The organism is Bifidobacterium ruminantium DSM 6489, from assembly GCF_000770925.1.
In the GTDB taxonomy this organism is placed as follows: domain Bacteria; phylum Actinomycetota; class Actinomycetes; order Actinomycetales; family Bifidobacteriaceae; genus Bifidobacterium; species Bifidobacterium ruminantium.
Window position 1 is genome coordinate 71,028 of the sequence record NZ_JDTK01000002.1, and the last position, 15,325, is coordinate 86,352.

Annotated in this window: 13 protein-coding genes; 10 read left to right on the plus strand and 3 right to left on the minus strand. The window is 61.2% G+C overall.

Annotated features, from left to right (window positions below; genetic code table 11):
- Positions 1-114 precede the first annotated feature (114 nt).
- From pstS to OU26_RS01385, 5 genes are all read left to right on the plus strand, one after another.
- Complete coding sequence (gene pstS, locus OU26_RS01365; RefSeq protein ID WP_026646542.1) at positions 115-1,242, plus strand: phosphate ABC transporter substrate-binding protein PstS; 1,128 nt, start codon at positions 115-117, stop codon at positions 1,240-1,242.
- A 159-nt stretch (positions 1,243-1,401) separates the two neighbouring features.
- Complete coding sequence (gene pstC / locus OU26_RS01370; RefSeq protein ID WP_026646541.1) at positions 1,402-2,355, plus strand: phosphate ABC transporter permease subunit PstC; 954 nt, start codon at positions 1,402-1,404, stop codon at positions 2,353-2,355.
- The gene (gene pstA / locus OU26_RS01375) at positions 2,352-3,350 is read left to right on the plus strand and encodes a phosphate ABC transporter permease PstA (protein ID WP_026646540.1); all 999 of its coding nucleotides are present in this window, start codon (positions 2,352-2,354) and stop codon (positions 3,348-3,350) included. The genes pstC and pstA overlap by 4 nt, the downstream gene beginning before the upstream one ends.
- Before the next feature lie 44 nt (positions 3,351-3,394).
- Positions 3,395-4,174, plus strand: coding sequence for a phosphate ABC transporter ATP-binding protein PstB (gene pstB, locus OU26_RS01380; RefSeq protein WP_026646539.1), 780 nt, complete (start codon positions 3,395-3,397; stop codon positions 4,172-4,174).
- A 593-nt stretch (positions 4,175-4,767) separates the two neighbouring features.
- Positions 4,768-6,162 carry an NCS2 family permease gene (locus OU26_RS01385; protein ID WP_026646538.1) on the plus strand — a complete coding sequence of 465 codons (1,395 nt, stop codon included), beginning with the start codon at positions 4,768-4,770 and terminating at the stop codon, positions 6,160-6,162.
- A 149-nt stretch (positions 6,163-6,311) separates the two neighbouring features.
- Here OU26_RS01385 and OU26_RS01390 read toward each other — a convergent pair whose 3' ends face one another.
- Positions 6,312-7,205: a metal ABC transporter solute-binding protein, Zn/Mn family gene (locus tag OU26_RS01390; RefSeq protein ID WP_051592927.1), complete on the minus strand. Its 894-nt coding sequence runs from the start codon at positions 7,203-7,205 to the stop codon at positions 6,312-6,314.
- Positions 7,206-7,634: 429 nt separating this feature from the next.
- Between OU26_RS01390 and rplJ the strand changes: the two genes are divergently transcribed.
- The 5 genes from rplJ (at position 7,635) to OU26_RS01415 (ending at position 14,172) form a co-directional block, all read left to right on the plus strand.
- Positions 7,635-8,156 carry a 50S ribosomal protein L10 gene (gene rplJ, locus OU26_RS01395; protein ID WP_026646536.1) on the plus strand — a complete coding sequence of 174 codons (522 nt, stop codon included), beginning with the start codon at positions 7,635-7,637 and terminating at the stop codon, positions 8,154-8,156.
- A gap of 109 nt (positions 8,157-8,265) precedes the next feature.
- The gene (rplL, locus tag OU26_RS01400) at positions 8,266-8,646 is read left to right on the plus strand and encodes a 50S ribosomal protein L7/L12 (RefSeq protein WP_026646535.1); all 381 of its coding nucleotides are present in this window, start codon (positions 8,266-8,268) and stop codon (positions 8,644-8,646) included.
- A 195-nt stretch (positions 8,647-8,841) separates the two neighbouring features.
- Positions 8,842-10,278, plus strand: coding sequence for an FHA domain-containing protein (locus OU26_RS01405; RefSeq protein WP_033498808.1), 1,437 nt, complete (start codon positions 8,842-8,844; stop codon positions 10,276-10,278).
- Between the two features lie 7 nt (positions 10,279-10,285).
- Positions 10,286-13,909, plus strand: a complete 3,624-nt coding sequence (locus OU26_RS01410; RefSeq protein ID WP_026646533.1) for a helicase — start codon at positions 10,286-10,288, stop codon at positions 13,907-13,909.
- The gene (locus OU26_RS01415) at positions 13,906-14,172 is read left to right on the plus strand and encodes a hypothetical protein (protein WP_026646532.1); all 267 of its coding nucleotides are present in this window, start codon (positions 13,906-13,908) and stop codon (positions 14,170-14,172) included. The genes OU26_RS01410 and OU26_RS01415 overlap by 4 nt, the downstream gene beginning before the upstream one ends.
- Before the next feature lie 20 nt (positions 14,173-14,192).
- Here OU26_RS01415 and OU26_RS01420 read toward each other — a convergent pair whose 3' ends face one another.
- Entirely contained in the window at positions 14,193-14,969 is a 777-nt protein-coding gene (locus tag OU26_RS01420) for a flagella basal body P-ring formation protein FlgA (RefSeq protein ID WP_026646531.1), read from the minus strand.
- A gap of 116 nt (positions 14,970-15,085) precedes the next feature.
- The gene (locus tag OU26_RS01425; RefSeq protein ID WP_026646530.1) at positions 15,086-15,268 is read right to left on the minus strand and encodes an FmdB family zinc ribbon protein; all 183 of its coding nucleotides are present in this window, start codon (positions 15,266-15,268) and stop codon (positions 15,086-15,088) included.
- Between the last annotated feature and the right edge of the window lie 57 nt (positions 15,269-15,325).

Sequence of the window (15,325 nt, forward strand, 5' to 3'; positions counted from 1 at the left end):
TTTTTGGCACCCGAAACGCCCAATAGGCTGGAACTGTCATGAAGAACGATGGCGACAACAGAAAACGACATACCAGAAACACACGCCATCCGAATGTTGACAGAGGGAAAGATAATGCGTAACTCCATTCTCGTGCGCTCCATCGCCGCCGTGTCCGGCATCGTGATGCTGGCTTCCGTCGCGGCCTGCGGTGACAACACCACCGCTTCCACTGATGCTTCAGCCAAGTCCGACACCAAGACCGAAGCCGTCTCCGGCAGCTTCAGCGGCGCCGGCGCTTCCTCCCAGCAGGCCGCTGTCGAAGCCTGGATCGCAGGCTTCCAGGGCACCAATCCGGATGCCAAGGTCGCTTACAATCCGTCCGGTTCCGGCGCCGGCGTCTCCACCTTCTTGACCGGCGCCACCGCGTGGGCAGGTTCCGATGCGGCCCTGTCCGACGATGAGGTCGAGCAGTCCAAGAAGGTGTGCGCCTCCGGAAACGCCTTCGACATTCCGGTCTACATCTCCCCGATCGCCGTGGTGTTCAACCTCCAGGGCGTGTCCGGCAAGGGCAAGACCCTGAACATGGACGCCGAGACCATCGCCAAGATCTTCGACGGCAAGATCACCAAGTGGAATGACAACGCCATCAAGAGCCAGAATCCGAAGGTGGATCTTCCGGATCTCGACATCACCGTGGTGCATCGTTCCGATAAGTCCGGCACCACCAAGAACTTCCTGAGCTATGTCAAGGACGCCGCCGGTGACGCCTGGAGCTATGACCTCGGTGAGAACTGGCCGAACGAGGTCGGACAGGGCGCCAAGGGAACTTCCGGCGTGATCTCCACCGTCCAGCAGGCCGATGGCACCATCGGCTACGCCGACGCCTCCCAGGCTGGCAACCTCGGCACCGTGGCGGTGAAGGTCGGCGACGGCTACGTCCCGTTCTCCGCCGAAGCTGCGGCCAAGGTCGTGGATTCCTCGCCGCTGGACGATTCCGCCAAGGGCGACAACCGCGTGGTCGTCAAGCTTGACCACAACACCACCGAAAAGGGTGCCTACCCGATCGTGCTGGTCTCCTACGACATCGCCTGCCCGGCATATAAGGACGCCAACACCGCCAAGTTCGTCAAGTCCTGGCTGTCCTACGTGACCAGCGACGAAGGCCAGCAGACCGCCGCCTCCGCGGCCGGTTCCGCCCCGATGTCCGACACCATGCGTCAGAAGATCGCCAAGTCCATCGACGCCATCGAGACCAAGTAAGCCCATCGAAGTGGGTGGATCGCTTTCGGTGAACGGCGACTGATCGTAGGTTTCAGGCCGCAGCCGCGTTGCAATGACGGCTGTGGCCTGAACTGGTGCCTACGGCGGAAACAAAGCCGTCCGATCGTAAGCGGTCGCAAGCAAGTCAAAGGAGAACCCGTGAGTTCGCAAAGCAAAACGGCGCAACAGCCGGTGAGCGGCAAGAACGCGGACAAGGTGTTCAAAGGCGTGGCCTACGCCTGCGGCATCCTGATCCTCGTCGTACTTGCCGCGGTCGCGCTGTTCCTGCTGTTCCGCGCGTGGCCGTTGATTGGCGGCGACCAGAAGGCCAACAGCGACACCATCAGCAATTTCACCGGCGGCAAGGCGACCAGCTTCTGGAGCTATGTCGGCCCGTTGCTGTTCGGCACCGTGCTGATTTCCACGCTGGCGCTGCTGATTTCCTTCTTCGTGTCCGTCGGCATCGCGTTGTTCATCTCGCATTACGCGCCGAAGAAGCTCGCCACGATTCTGAGCTACGTGGTGGATCTGCTTGCCGCCATCCCCTCCGTGATCTATGGTCTGTGGGGCGGCCTGGTGCTGGTTCCCGCCATTTATCCGTTCTGGAACTGGGTGGCCAAGTACCTCGGCTGGATTCCGATCTTCGCCGGTCCCGCCGCCAATCCTTCCCGTACCGTAGCCACGGTGTCTGTGGTGTTGGCTGTGATGATCCTGCCGATCATCACCTCGATGTCGCGCGACATCTTCCTGCAGACCCCGCGTCTTCAGGAGGAGGCTGCACTGGCCCTCGGCGCCACGAAATGGGAAATGGTCAAGCTCGCGGTGCTGCCGTTCGGCAAGTCCGGCGTCGTGTCCGCCTCCATGCTCGGCCTGGGACGTGCGCTCGGCGAGACGATGGCCGTGCTCATGATCCTGTCCCCGGGTCTCAACTACTCCGTCAAGCTGCTGCAGGCCTCGCAGAACCAGACGATCGCCGCGAACATCGCATCCCAGTATCCGGAAGCCAACGATCTGGGCGTTTCCGTGCTGATCGGCACCGGTCTGGTCCTGTTCCTGATCACCTTCGTGGTGAATTTCGTCGCCCGTAAGCTCACCGAGAAAGCGAGTGCATGATGACCGCCGCAAATAACGACGCTTCGCCGATGGACGGCGCTCCCGTCATCGACTTCGACAAGTTCAAGCCGACCCGTTCCTTCATCGCGGCCCGCAAACGCAAGGACCTCGCCATGCGCGCGCTCATCGCGGTGGCGTTCATCGTGGCGCTGATTCCGCTGTTCTCGGTGCTGATCACCACCATTATCAACGGTGTCAAGAGGCTGAACCTCAATTTCCTGAGCTACAACATGACCGGCGTGGTCGGAGGCAATCCGACTCCGTCCGGCGGCTATGGCGGTATCCTGCACGCCATCATCGGCACTCTGGAAATAACCTTCGGCGCCATGCTCATCTCCATTCCGATCGGTTTGATGTGCGCCGTGTATCTCGTGGAATACTCCAACCGCGGCAGGCTCGCCAGGGTCATCACCCTGCTGGTCGACGTGATGAGCGGCATTCCGTCCATTGTCGCTGGTTTGTTCGCTTTTTCGATGTTCACGATTCTGATCGGCCCGGGCACCATCAACGGCTTCGAAGGCTCCGTCGCGCTGTCGCTGCTGATGCTGCCGACCGTGGTCAAGTCGTCCGAAGAGATGCTGAAGATTGTGCCGCACGACCTGCGTGAGGCCTCCTACGCGTTGGGCGTCACGAAGCAGCGCACGATCACGAAGATCGTGCTGCGCACCGCGCTGCCCGGCATCGTTTCGGGTGCGATTCTCGCCGTCGCGCGTGTGATCGGCGAGACCGCGCCGCTGCTGATGACCGCCGGCTACATCGCTTCCACGAACTTCAATCTGTTCTCCGGCCAGATGACCACCCTGCCGGTGTACGTCTACCAGGAGTATTCGAAGCTCAACGCGAACTGCCCGGCCAACGCCAGCGCAGCATGCGTCACCACCATCCCGATGGAACGCGCCTGGGCTGCGGCTCTGGTCCTGATTCTCATCGTGCTGATCCTCAACCTCATCGGACGTCTCGTGGCGAAGGTCTTCGCCGTTAAATCGGAACGCTGAGCGCGGCCGCACATAGTCGAACACACACAAATTAAGGAAATCAAATGGGACAACGTATCGATGTCAACCATCTGAACATCTACTACGGCGACTTCCTGGCCGTGGAGGATGTGAACATCAACATCGAAGCCAACAAGGTCACCGCGTTCATCGGCCCCTCCGGCTGTGGCAAGTCCACCGTGCTGCGCACGCTCGACCGCATGCATGAGATCATTCCGGGCGCCCACTGCAAGGGCGAGGTGTTGCTGGAAGGCAAGAACCTGTACGACAAGGATGTGGATCCGGTCGCCGTCCGACGTGACGTCGGCATGGTGTTCCAGCGTCCGAACCCGTTCCCGACCATGTCCATCCGCGAGAACGTGCTTGCCGGCGTGAAGCTCAACAACCGCAAGATCTCGAAGTCCGACGCGGACGATCTGGTCGAATGGGCCCTGCGCGGCGCCAACCTGTGGAACGAGGTCAAGGATCGTCTGGACAATCCGGGCATCGGCCTGTCCGGTGGCCAGCAGCAGAGGCTGTGCATCGCGCGCGCCGTGGCCGTGCATCCGCAGGTGCTGCTCATGGACGAACCGTGCTCCGCGCTCGACCCGATCTCGACGCTGGCCGTGGAGGACCTGATCAACGAGCTGAAGAACGACTACACCATCGTGATCGTGACGCACAACATGCAGCAGGCCGCCCGAATCGCCGACTACACCGCCTTCTTCAATCTGAAGGCCGTGGGACAGCCGGGCCACCTCGAGTACTTCACCGACACCACTACCATGTTCAACAACCCCCAGAACGAAGAAGCCGAGCGATACGTATCGGGACGTTTCGGCTGATCGGTACCGCCGGTCCGCCAAAACGTGGCGACTCGAATGAGCGGACAGTCCAGTGGGCTGTCCGCTCATTCGTCTCGATGCAGCAGCGACGGGCGGCGGATAAGCAATTGCACGCAGCGCAGTTCCGTAATCGCTCGTGCGGCTGATCGGCACATGGTCTTACTGACTGGAGGAATCCGCCCGCTGGGTCATGTTCGGCGGGCGGATTCTCCCATTGGCTGGATGTTTTGATCGCTGAACATTGCCCCGTTAGTCATTGCCATCCAGTGGCTGGATGTTTTGGGTGTCTGAAATTCCTCCCAGCATCCGTTTCTCCCAGTCGGTGGATGGTTTGGTTGTCTGAGTGGCTTGCCAGTGGCCATTTTTATCCAGCCGGTGGGTGTTTTGGGGCGCATGGTGTGGCGTTAGCCGCACGGATTTCTCCGACCTCAGGCTGGGGTAGGGCGATGCACTCGTAATCCCGATGACCCGTGGCGGTGCTAGGGTAAGCGCGTTCGGAACTTACGTTCCATGGCGAGTCGCGATTCTCGCCGGAGCGCGTGCTGAACGTGCGCGTTCCTATCAACCCAAGAACCATAAGCAGAGAAGAGATAATGGAAAAGTTTTTCCATCTGAAGGAGAACGGCACCACCGCGTCCACTGAGGTCATGGCCGGCCTGACCACGTTCTTCGCCATGTCCTACATCATCATCGTCAACCCGCAGATCCTGTCCCAGACGGGTATGCCGTGGGGCGGCGTGTTCCTGGCCACTATCATTGCGGCCATCATCGGCACACTCGTCATGGGCCTGTTCGCCAATGTGCCGTACGCCCAGGCCGCCGGTATGGGCCTGAACGCGTTCTTCACCTACACCGTCTGCTTCGGCCTCGGCTTCTCGTGGCAGCAGACCCTGTGCATGGTGTTCCTGTGCGGTCTGATCAACATCATCATCACCGTCACCAAGATCCGTAAGATGATCATCAAGGCCATCCCCGAGCTGCTGCAGAACGCCATCGGCGGCGGCATCGGTCTGTTCGTGGCCTATGTCGGCTTCCTGAACGTCGGCTTTTTCACCTTCACCACCAAGGACGCCAAGGCCGCTGGCAAGGGCCTTGCCACGGCCGCGACCCCGGGCCTGGCCGTGATGAACAATCCGACCATCTGGCTGTTCATCATCGGCCTGGTGCTGGCCATCGTGCTCACCGTGCTCAAGGTGCGCGGCGGCATGCTGATCGCCATCGCCGTCACCGCGATTGTCGGCATTCCGATGGGCCAGACCACTATGGCCAACTCCGTGTCCATCGCCGACACCTTCGCCCAGCTGCCGCAGACCTTCGGCGTGATCTTCACCAAGGATGGCTTCCCGGCGCTGTTCTCCGACGTGTCGAAGCTGCCGATCATCCTGCTGACCATCTTCGCGTTCTCCATGTCCGACACCTTCGACACCATCGGCACCTTCATCGGTACCGGCCGTCGTACTGGCATCTTCTCCGAAGAGGACGAGAAGGCCCTGGAGAACGGTTCCGGCTTCTCCTCCAAGATGGATAAGGCCCTGTTCGCCGATTCCATTGCCACCTCCATCGGCGCTATCTGCGGCACGTCCAACACCACCACCTACGTGGAGTCCTCCGCTGGCATTGCCGCTGGTGGCCGTACCGGCCTGACCTCCGTGGTCGTGGCGATCTGCTTCGCACTGTCCGCGTTCCTGTCCCCGGTCATCTCCGCAGTGCCGTCCGCCGCTACCGCCGGCGTGCTGGTTGTGGTCGGCTGCATGATGGCGTCCTCGCTCAAGGAGATCGAGTGGGGCGACATCTCCGAGGCCATTCCGGCGTTCTTCGCCTCCGTGTTCATGGCGTTCAGCTACTCCATCTCCTACGGCATCGCCGGCGGTTTCATCACGTACTGCATCGTGATGACCTGCAAGAAGAAGGCCAAGGAGGTCCATCCGGTGATCTGGGTTGTGGCGATCCTGTTCATTCTGGACTTCATCGTGACCGCCATTCTGTGATCCGTCATGGCCTGACCGCAGCAATCGCATGTGCTGCGATTGCTGCGGTCAGGCAGCCTGACATGAGAAGCGCCCGATTCCCTTGAAGGGGAGTCGGGCGCTTCTTGCAGTTGCACGCGTCGATGGGACGCCGGACGGAACGTCGGCTGTCAGCTGGTATGGCCTATGGCGTTGACGAGGGCGCTCATCCAGTCCAGCAGGCTGTCGTACTCGCCGGGCATCTGCTCGCTGATGTCGACTACCGGCACGTCGGCCTGTTTCGCGGTGTCGGTGAGCTGTTTGGTCATGTCGTTGGCTTCCTGCGGATTGAGGATGAGCATGGTGATTCGTTTGGTCTTCAGCGCCTTGACGAATTGCGTGATGTCGCCTGGCGTCGGCTCGCTGTCGTTCGCGACGGCCCGCGTGTATCCGGTCGGCGTGCGGTCGACCATGCCGAGGTCGTCGGCAAGGTAGCGTGCCACGGATTCGGTCGCGCCGTAGCTCATGCCTTTGGTCGCTTCCTTGGTTTTGGCGATGCGTTCCTCAAGTTCTGCTTCCCTGGCATGCCAGTCGCGGTTGAGTTTTTCGAATTCGTCGGCTTTGCCGGGCATCGCCTTGCGGTATGCGGCGGTGATCGCGTCGGCTGTTTTGGTGCGGACCTTGGCGGAGAACCATACGTGGGGGTTGTCGCCGGCCTTCTTGCCGCCGGCTTGCGCGGCGTTCACTATGGTGCCTTTGCCGTTCGTCGCGGCTTTGAGCGCCCACGAGTCGTAGTCGGCTCCGTTGACGATGGCGACGGTCGCGGTGCACAGGCGTTTCACGTCGGCGGTGGTCGGTTCGTAGTCGTGCGCCTCCGCATTGGTGGAATTGATGATGCTGTTCACCTTGACGAGATCGCCGCCCAGCTCCTTGGCGAGCGTGCCCCATTGGTTGATGGAGGCGGTGACGGCGATGGTTCCGTCCTGTGCGCCGCGTGCGGAGTTGTTCGTGGCGCCGCAGGCGCCGCTCGCCAGCAGAAGCGCCGCGCAAACGGTGGCGCTGATGATGTTCCATATACGGGACAAGGGATTTTCCTTACATGATGCGCGTGATGCCGGGCGATGCCGGCGTTGGGTCGGATTTCTCGATGCGATCCACCATAGCACAAATGAGAACCGTTATCAATAATGCGATGTGATGTTGCGATTCAGGCATTGACGGCACGGCATGGGTCGGTATGGAGCGGATATGGTTTCATTGTGCGACACGCCGAACAGGCACCAGTCCACCCCAATCCGTACATTGAACATCTTGTAAACCACAGACCGTTGGTTGGAGCGTGCAAGCGCTCACGAAGTTTGGATTGCCAAGCCAGCGCAGGTTGAAGAACATACGCCCACCAAGGGCTTTCCGCTTAGCGGTCGAATGTTGCTCTGCCTGCGTGCAGGGCTTTTTTATTGCCCTGCTAGGTGTTCCGGATTTCGCAGTCGACGGTTGACTAAGGAAGGAACGCCATGAAGAGGCCCGAAAAGGAAGCGGTGGTCGCTCAGCTTACGGATAAGTTCCGTGACGCTGATGCTATCTACCTGACCGAGTACCGCGGGCTTACCGTTCCGCAGATCTCTGAGCTGCGCGAAAAGCTAGGCCGCGATACTTCCTACACTGTGGCAAAGAACACGCTCATTCGCATCGCAGCCAAGGAAGCTGGCGTCGAAGGTCTTGATGAACTTCTCGCCGGTCCGACCGCTGTGACCTTCGTGAAGGGTGACTTCATCGAAGCTGCGAAGACCCTGCGTGACTTCGCCAAGACCAACAAGGCACTGATCATCAAGGGCGGCTTCGCTGATGGCACCGTCTACGATGCCGAAGGCGCCAAGAAGCTGGCAGACCTCAAGTCTCGCCCGCAGCTGCTCGCCGAATTCGCCGGCGACATCAAGGCTACGATGTCCAAGGCCGCGTACCTGTTCAACGCTCTGCCTACCAAGGCCGTGCGTACGATCGATGCGCTCCGCGAGAAGCAGGAAAAGGCTGCCTGATTTCATTGCGGCTCGCCGCATGAATGACGCAACCAATAAAGTAAAAAATTGTTTTAGGTGACGGATACCTCTTCAATCAACCCGTCACCAAGAATGAAAGGAAGCCATTATGGCTAAGTACACCAACGATGAGCTGCTCGAAGCTTTCGGTGAGATGACCCTGGTTGAGCTCTCCGAGTTCGTCAAGGCTTTCGAGGACAAGTTCGACGTCGAGGCTGCCGCTCCGGTCGCCGCTGTTGCCGCTGCTCCGGCTGCTGGCGCTGCTGCTGAGGAAGAGAAGGACGAGTTCGACGTCATCCTCTCCGCCGTTGGCGACAAGAAGATCCAGGTCATCAAGGCCGTCCGCGCCATCACCTCCCTGGGTCTGGCCGAGGCCAAGGCTCTGGTCGACGGCGCTCCGAAGGCCGTTCTGGAGAAGGCCAAGAAGGAAGACGCCGAGAAGGCCAAGTCCCAGCTCGAGGAAGCCGGCGCCACCGTCGAGCTCAAGTGATTCTCGCAGCTTGAAGCCGCGATCACCAAGCTGTAGTGGAAACCCCGTTCCGCCATTCGGCGGCGGGGTTTCCCGTTTATACGGGCGCATTTTCCCGATCCGCTCCGAAATGGGTAAAATGGGCGGAAGTTGTCGATTTATCAATGCATAATCCTTACTTTCTCGATGAATCATGACACAATGGCAGATAGTGCAATGTGTGAAAGGAAGGCCGACACGGTGGGCGAGGATCAACGAATGGCGCGGCAATGGATCGTCAGTGTTGACGGAAACGATTTGAAGGTGCTTCATAACGGCGAAAGTGTTGAAATCGGACGCAAACCGCTACGCCCATTGCCTGAGGATGGATTCTCCCGACTTGACATCCAGGATCCAAACAAATCCATGTCGAAAAGGCATGCCGTCTTCTCTGTCGACGAACAAGGAAACGGCTCGATACGCGACCTGCATTCCACCAACGGATCGTTCGTCGTGACTGATGGCGGACAGCTGATGCGTCTGCCGGTGGATGAGGCCATTCCGTTGCATTCCACGTCGGTCACCCTGCAGTTCGGCGACGTCCGTCTCAGGTTCGAAGCCGGCCGTGAGGACACGAAGGACGATTCCGCTTCCGACGACGCGAATGGCGCGCATGAAGCGGTTTCGAACCTGTTCGAGTATGCGGTTTCGGACGATATCCCTCAGGAGCCGGATGCGGCCGACATGTCCGTGGATGACATCCTCAACCTGCGCGCCGGCGAGCCGACTGCGTTCTTCCACGCCCGCAACATCACCGACCGCGCCGTCGCCATGCGCCAGGCCGAGCGGCAGGAGTTCACGCCCGCGCAAGATGACAAGCCTCAGTCTGTCGACGATTTCCCCTCGGTCTCCCTGGTGCAGGAGAACGCTCCGATCGAGGACAAGCCGCGCGATTTGTTCGCCGACGCGGCGGCACAGGCGGCCGCGGCGGAATCGGCTTCAGCCGAAGACGCGAACAAGAACGAAGGCAAGTCTCCGGCGCTTCCGGACAACGTCTCCAGTAACAACGCCGAACATGACACGATTCCCGTGGACAGGCTGTTTGGAGCCCGTCCGAAGACCCCGGTGGCGGTCGCGTTGCCGACCAGACCAGATACGGATGGAGAGGAACGGAAGCCGGACGAATCCGCCGAAGACCAGTCGCGTGCGCCGGAAACCAAGCCATCCGACGACGCCGCGCGACAGGCGGCCGCGCAATCGCAGGAACCGGCGAACGCCGTTCCTGCCGAGGCCACGGAAACACGGCCCGACGATGACGAACGATTCCGTCCGCAGGTCGCGCGATCCCAGCCCGCGCCGGACGAGACCACGGCGTTCAAGCCCATCTTCGAACCCGGTTCAGTGTTCGACCGCGTCTCCAAAGGCGGGCTTGCCAAGCAGGAACAGACCATTGAGGTCGACGGACTGACCTCCGATGACGCCAAGCACACCGATGATTTCACCGTGCAATTCCAAATGGCGCGGCATCCGGAGCTGCTGCCGTTCCTGGCCATGAATCCGTCCCTGTACGACGATTTGTACGCCTGGCTGGGCGCTTTGGGTAACCAGGACATCGACGCGGCGCTGTCGCATAATCCGGGATATGAGGAATATCGTAAGGCAGTAGGGAAGTGAGTTTGCAATGAGCGAAACCAAAGAGACGACCACCGCATTGGATCGTATCCGCGGATGGCGCGAGGAATACCGTCTCGGACTTTCGCCATCCCCGCTCGAGGACGTGACCCAGCTGGGAGCCCAGCTTGACCTGACGCATGCGCATCCCTCGGGAATCGCGCAGCTGTTCGCCAGCGGCCACGTCACGCTGGATTCGTTGTTCCGTGACAACGGCATGCTGCGTGCCGCCGGCAGACGCGTGGAGCGCGTGCTCGACGACCAGGAGACGAAGAACCGTATCAGCGGTGTCGGCGAGCTTTCGATGGTGGTCGGAGTCGCCCTGTGGAAGGGCAATCAGATGCCGGTGCTCATGTATCCGGTCGAGGTGCGCAAGGAAGGACGCACCGTCGAGGACGGCACCGTCATAGCGTTCACCGGACGGGTGCGTCTGAATGCCGCCTTCGTCGCAGCGATGCGCGAGAACAACGTGGTGCTGGACGAGAGCAAGCTGTTCGACGGTTCGAACTACGAAAGCGGCACGCCGGAGACCTCGGCGGTGTTCTCCACCATCACGGCGCGAGCGTCCACGGTGTTCCCCGATTTCGAAATCGAACGGCACATCATACTCGGCTGCTTCATGGACCCCTCGTCGCAGATGCTGGTGGAAAGCCAGCAGATTATCGACGAGCTGGCGCAGGGGCCGACCGGCAACACCGTGCTGGACGCGCTCGCCGGAGACAAGCCGGCGATGGAATCGCTGGAGGGAACCCAGATTCCGCCGTACAGTCCTTTCGACGCCGATCCGCACGGCGAGTATGAGATCGGCGATGTCGACAACACCGTCCGCTATGCGGCACAGCTTGCCGCCGACGGCCATTCGGTCTTCGTCGACAGCGCGGCCTGCAACAACACCGCCGAGCAGTCAGCCGCGATCGCCTCCCGTTGCGTGATGGCGGGCCATTCCGTGCTGTACGTGCCATGCGTCACCGATCAGAAGCGTCGTTTCATGCAAACGATCGCTGCGAACGAAATGAGCGGACAGCTGCTGGACATCGCCGATGACGGTGTCAATGCCGCAATCGACAGGCAGCTGATTACGGCCGTCGGCTTCCAGTCGGGCGTCGCGACCTCGCGTTTCGACCAGATCGCGGATGAGCTGGTCGGCGTGCGCTCCCGCCTGGCCAGATACCTGGGTGACCTCCACGGCGTCAACCAGGAATGGGGTGTATCCGCCTACCAGACCATCCAGAACCTTGCCCAGATCGCGGTGCTGCCCACGCATCCGACCACGCATGTGCGCCTCGACAAGAAGGCGGCCCATTCCATCGCGGACAAGATGGAGGAGTGGGCGCAGAAGCTGTATCGTGCGGGCGAACTCGGCGAATACACCATTGGTGAGCAGGACACCGCCTGGTACAAGGCGTCGCTGTATTCCGAGGACGAGGCGGTCAGCGCGTACCAGCGCGTGGTCGAGCTGCTGCGCAAGGTACTGCCCGCCACACGCGAGCAGGTGGCCAGCACCGTGCAGACCTGCGGTTTCCCCATCCCCACGACCGCGCAGGAATGGGGACGGCAGGTCATGGTGCTTAAGAACCTGCGTCGCGTGCTTGACGTGTTCCAACCGGAGATCTTCGAACGGGACATCGATTCCATGATTGAGGCCACCAAGCCGAAGGCCCAGCGCAAGGCCGAAGGCAGTTCCATGGGATTCTGGGACCGTCGCCGGCATATCAAGGAAGCCAAGGCGATGCTCCGCGTCGGAGCGCAGGTGGAGAACCTGCACGAGGCGCTGCTCGTGGTCGCCAAGCAGGCCGAGCAGTGGCACATGTTCGTGCCGCACGGCGGCTGGCCGGTGCTGCCCGCCAAGCTCGACGACATCATCGACACCCAGGACAGGCTGTCCAACGACATGACCTCGCTGGACATGGTGCTGGCGACCACTCCGCAGGGCGGGAATCTGGAAACCGTCGATTTCAACCAGGTCGAGGAACGTCTCAAGGCGCTGTACGACGACAAGCAGGCGCTGGACACCCTGCCGGAACGCGCTCGTCTGGAACGTGAGTTCCATTCGGCCGGTCTGGACGAGCTCGTGGCTGACCTCAACAACCGCGGCGTGCCAAATGAGGCCGTCGGCGGAGAGCTGCAGCTGGCGTGGTGGACCACCGCGTTCGAGGACATCGTGAAATCCTCCGCCATCATCTCCAATCAGGACGGCTCCGCCTTGCAGGCGGCGGCCGACCGCTTTACGCAGGTGGATGTGGAGCATGTGCGTTCCGTCGGCCCGATGATCTCCCAGGAATCCGTGCGCCGTTTGTGCGACATGTTGTTCTCCCGCACCCAGGAGGCCAATCTGCTGCATACCATGCTTGCGGGCTCCCGCAATGTGCCGTTGAACAGATTGCGCAGGGAGCATCCGCAGATTCTGTCCGCGGCGAAGCCGATTCTGGTGGCGACTCCGGCCACGCTCGCCGCCGTCACCGATGTGGCTCCGCTCGCCGACGTCGTCATCATCGACGCGGCAGCGCATATCCCATCCATCGAGCTGCTCAGCATCATCAGTAGGGCCAAGCAGGTCGTGGTGGTCGCGCATCGCCAGACCGTCACATCCGATGGCATGCGAAGGCTGATTTCGTTGCTGCCGAGCGTGAAGATAGAAGACCGTCCGGTTCGCCGCGCGCCGAAGCTCAATGCCTTCCTTGAATCGGAAGGATACGGCAGCGTGACGTGCGATGTGGCCCGCGAGGGCTCCCAGGGCGAGGTGCTGTACCATTTCGTGCCGGATGCCAACGGCGTTCCGGTCATCAATTCCGGTCTGGTGGAATCGAGCCAGCAGGAGATCGACGAGGTGGTGAGGATCATCGGCCAGCGTGCGGCCGGATTCACCATCGTTCCCGCATCGTACGTGCTCACCGTGGTCGCGCTGACCCATACGTTCCGTATGCGGTTGGGAGCCGAGCTCAAGTCGCTTGCCAACAAGGACAAGGCCATGGGCATGTTCCTGCGCCATGTGCGCATCATGGACATCGACGATGTGGCCGGCGCCCACGCCACAGACGCCATTCTTGCTATGTGCTACGCCAAAACCACGCATGGCAGGCTGCTGCAGCAGTTCGGCGCGTTGGAATCCGACGGCGGCCGTGGCATGCTGCTTGACGCCTTGGCCGTGCCCGATCGTCATCTGGACATCGTGTCCGCGTTCACGTCCGAAGACATGGACGACAGCCGTCTGCATCAGGACGGGCCGAAGATGCTCAAGACCGTGCTGCGCTGGGCCGAGCAGCTTGACGCCAATGCGGTGGTCCGCCCCGCGGTCAAGGAATCCGGCGAAAACGTGCTGTTCAACGATCTCGCCCAGCGGATTCGTGAGCGCGGTCTGGACGTGGCCGTCGATTATGGCTTCGACAATGGCATCAAACTGCCGTTGGTGGTCGGCTTGAAGGGCAAGCCGTTCGCATTGGCTGTGCTGACCGATGAGGCGCAGTTCATGGGATTGCAGTCCACCAGGGAACGCCATCGCGTGCTGTTGCAGGACATCGAATCATTGGGCTGGTCGGTGATGACGGTATGGAGCGTCGGCGCGTTCGTGAATCCCGACAGGGAGGTCGACCGCATCGTGGCCCGCTTGGGTGATCTGTATCAGGAGGACAAGTGAGCGTCCAGTCCGTTTCCTGTGAGACCGGATCCGAAGCGTCGGAACCCGCCGCTTCCGGGCAGCCCGGCTATTCGTCCACGCGACGTACCGCGCGCGTGCATAGGCGCGTGGTACGCCGGGGCACGGAGCTATTCGACGCCGATGGCGTCAAGCTCGAGCCTTCGGACACGCTTACGGAACGCCAGCGCGAAGCGGATGACGACAAGCGCATCCTCGGCGAGCTTCCGCCGCATTGGGCCATCTTCTCTGAACGCGGTCGCTGAATTCCTCATGCTGAATTCCGTCATGGACGCCGATTGACGGTCGCTATGACGGCGCTGTATTCCTGAGCATGCAGTACGATCGCCGCCTCCTCAGGAGGCATCGCGAACACCGCGACGGCATTGCCTTGGGCATCCTTCGATGGCTTGGTTGTCAGCAGCGCGTCGGAGCTGAGCGTGCTCAATCTCGTTGCCGGCGGATTCCCGTCCGCGTCGACAGCATCCGGCATGCCCGAACCGTCCGGCGCGCCCGAACCGGTCGCCACGGCGCCGGAAAGCGTCACCCTATCGCCTGGCAGCAGACCATCGGCGGCGCTCGCCAGACGCACTTCCACACTGGTATGCCCCTGAGGCACGGTGGGCGAGGCGCGTGCCATCGATGCCATCACTGCATTGTTTTTCCCGATATCCACTTGAGCGATTGCTCCGACGGCGTCATCGATGGTATGGATGGCACCACGCAGCGATTCGTCGAACGGGATGTCGCGCAACTCCACCATTCCACGTGCGATGGTGTCTCCTTTGGCGATGGCCTGCGTCGCGACCACGACGGGTTGCGTGGCGAAGGACAGGCGCACGCTTTGCAATGCGGCGAACACCGCCAATCCGGCGCAGACCGAGGCTAGGATGCGATGCAGTCGCGCGTCACGTCGTCTGTTGCTGGGTGTCGCATCGGCTTTCCGTGCGGTTCGGCGGCTCCTGTTCGGCTCCGTTTCCCGTGTGGAGCGACTTCGTGCCCGTTCCGCGCCGCCGATGTTTCGTCGCGGCCGTTCCATCAAGGTATGAAAAAAGGTCATCATGCGCTGATGATGACCTGATGTTCGCAAAGGGCGCAAGCCGGATTCGGGGTTGTGGTCGGAGAATGCGGGTTATCCACAGGCTCCGGCGTGTCGCTTCCGGTTCCGCGCCGGCCGGATCACTTGGACTTGTCGGTGTGGTAGAAGCCCGAACCCTTGAACTCGATCGGAACCGCGGAATAGACCTTGCGGACCTGTTCCTTGCCGCATTCCGGGCATACGGTGATCGGATCGTCGGTGAACGACTGCTGCTTGGTGAAATCGTAATCGCAGCTCTTGCAACGGTAATGATAAGTAGGCATGATGTCCTCGCTTTGCGCGCAATCCCAAATTTCTTAACGGGACATATCCTAGTACGT

What these genes read in the sequence shown, in the direction of transcription:
- OU26_RS01410 (WP_026646533.1), top strand. Translation starts at nt 10,286, where the DNA reads ATGAGCGAAACCAAAGAGACGACCACCGCATTGGATCGTATCCGCGGA.
- OU26_RS01405 (WP_033498808.1), top strand. Translation starts at nt 8,842, where the DNA reads ATGTGTGAAAGGAAGGCCGACACGGTGGGCGAGGATCAACGAATGGCG.
- OU26_RS01385 (WP_026646538.1), top strand. Translation starts at nt 4,768, where the DNA reads ATGGAAAAGTTTTTCCATCTGAAGGAGAACGGCACCACCGCGTCCACT.
- pstA (WP_026646540.1), top strand. Translation starts at nt 2,352, where the DNA reads ATGATGACCGCCGCAAATAACGACGCTTCGCCGATGGACGGCGCTCCC.
- pstS (WP_026646542.1), top strand. Translation starts at nt 115, where the DNA reads ATGCGTAACTCCATTCTCGTGCGCTCCATCGCCGCCGTGTCCGGCATC.
- pstB (WP_026646539.1), top strand. Translation starts at nt 3,395, where the DNA reads ATGGGACAACGTATCGATGTCAACCATCTGAACATCTACTACGGCGAC.
- rplJ (WP_026646536.1), top strand. Translation starts at nt 7,635, where the DNA reads ATGAAGAGGCCCGAAAAGGAAGCGGTGGTCGCTCAGCTTACGGATAAG.
- rplL (WP_026646535.1), top strand. Translation starts at nt 8,266, where the DNA reads ATGGCTAAGTACACCAACGATGAGCTGCTCGAAGCTTTCGGTGAGATG.
- OU26_RS01420 (WP_026646531.1), bottom strand. Translation starts at nt 14,969, where the DNA reads ATGATGACCTTTTTTCATACCTTGATGGAACGGCCGCGACGAAACATC.
- OU26_RS01425 (WP_026646530.1), bottom strand. Translation starts at nt 15,268, where the DNA reads ATGCCTACTTATCATTACCGTTGCAAGAGCTGCGATTACGATTTCACC.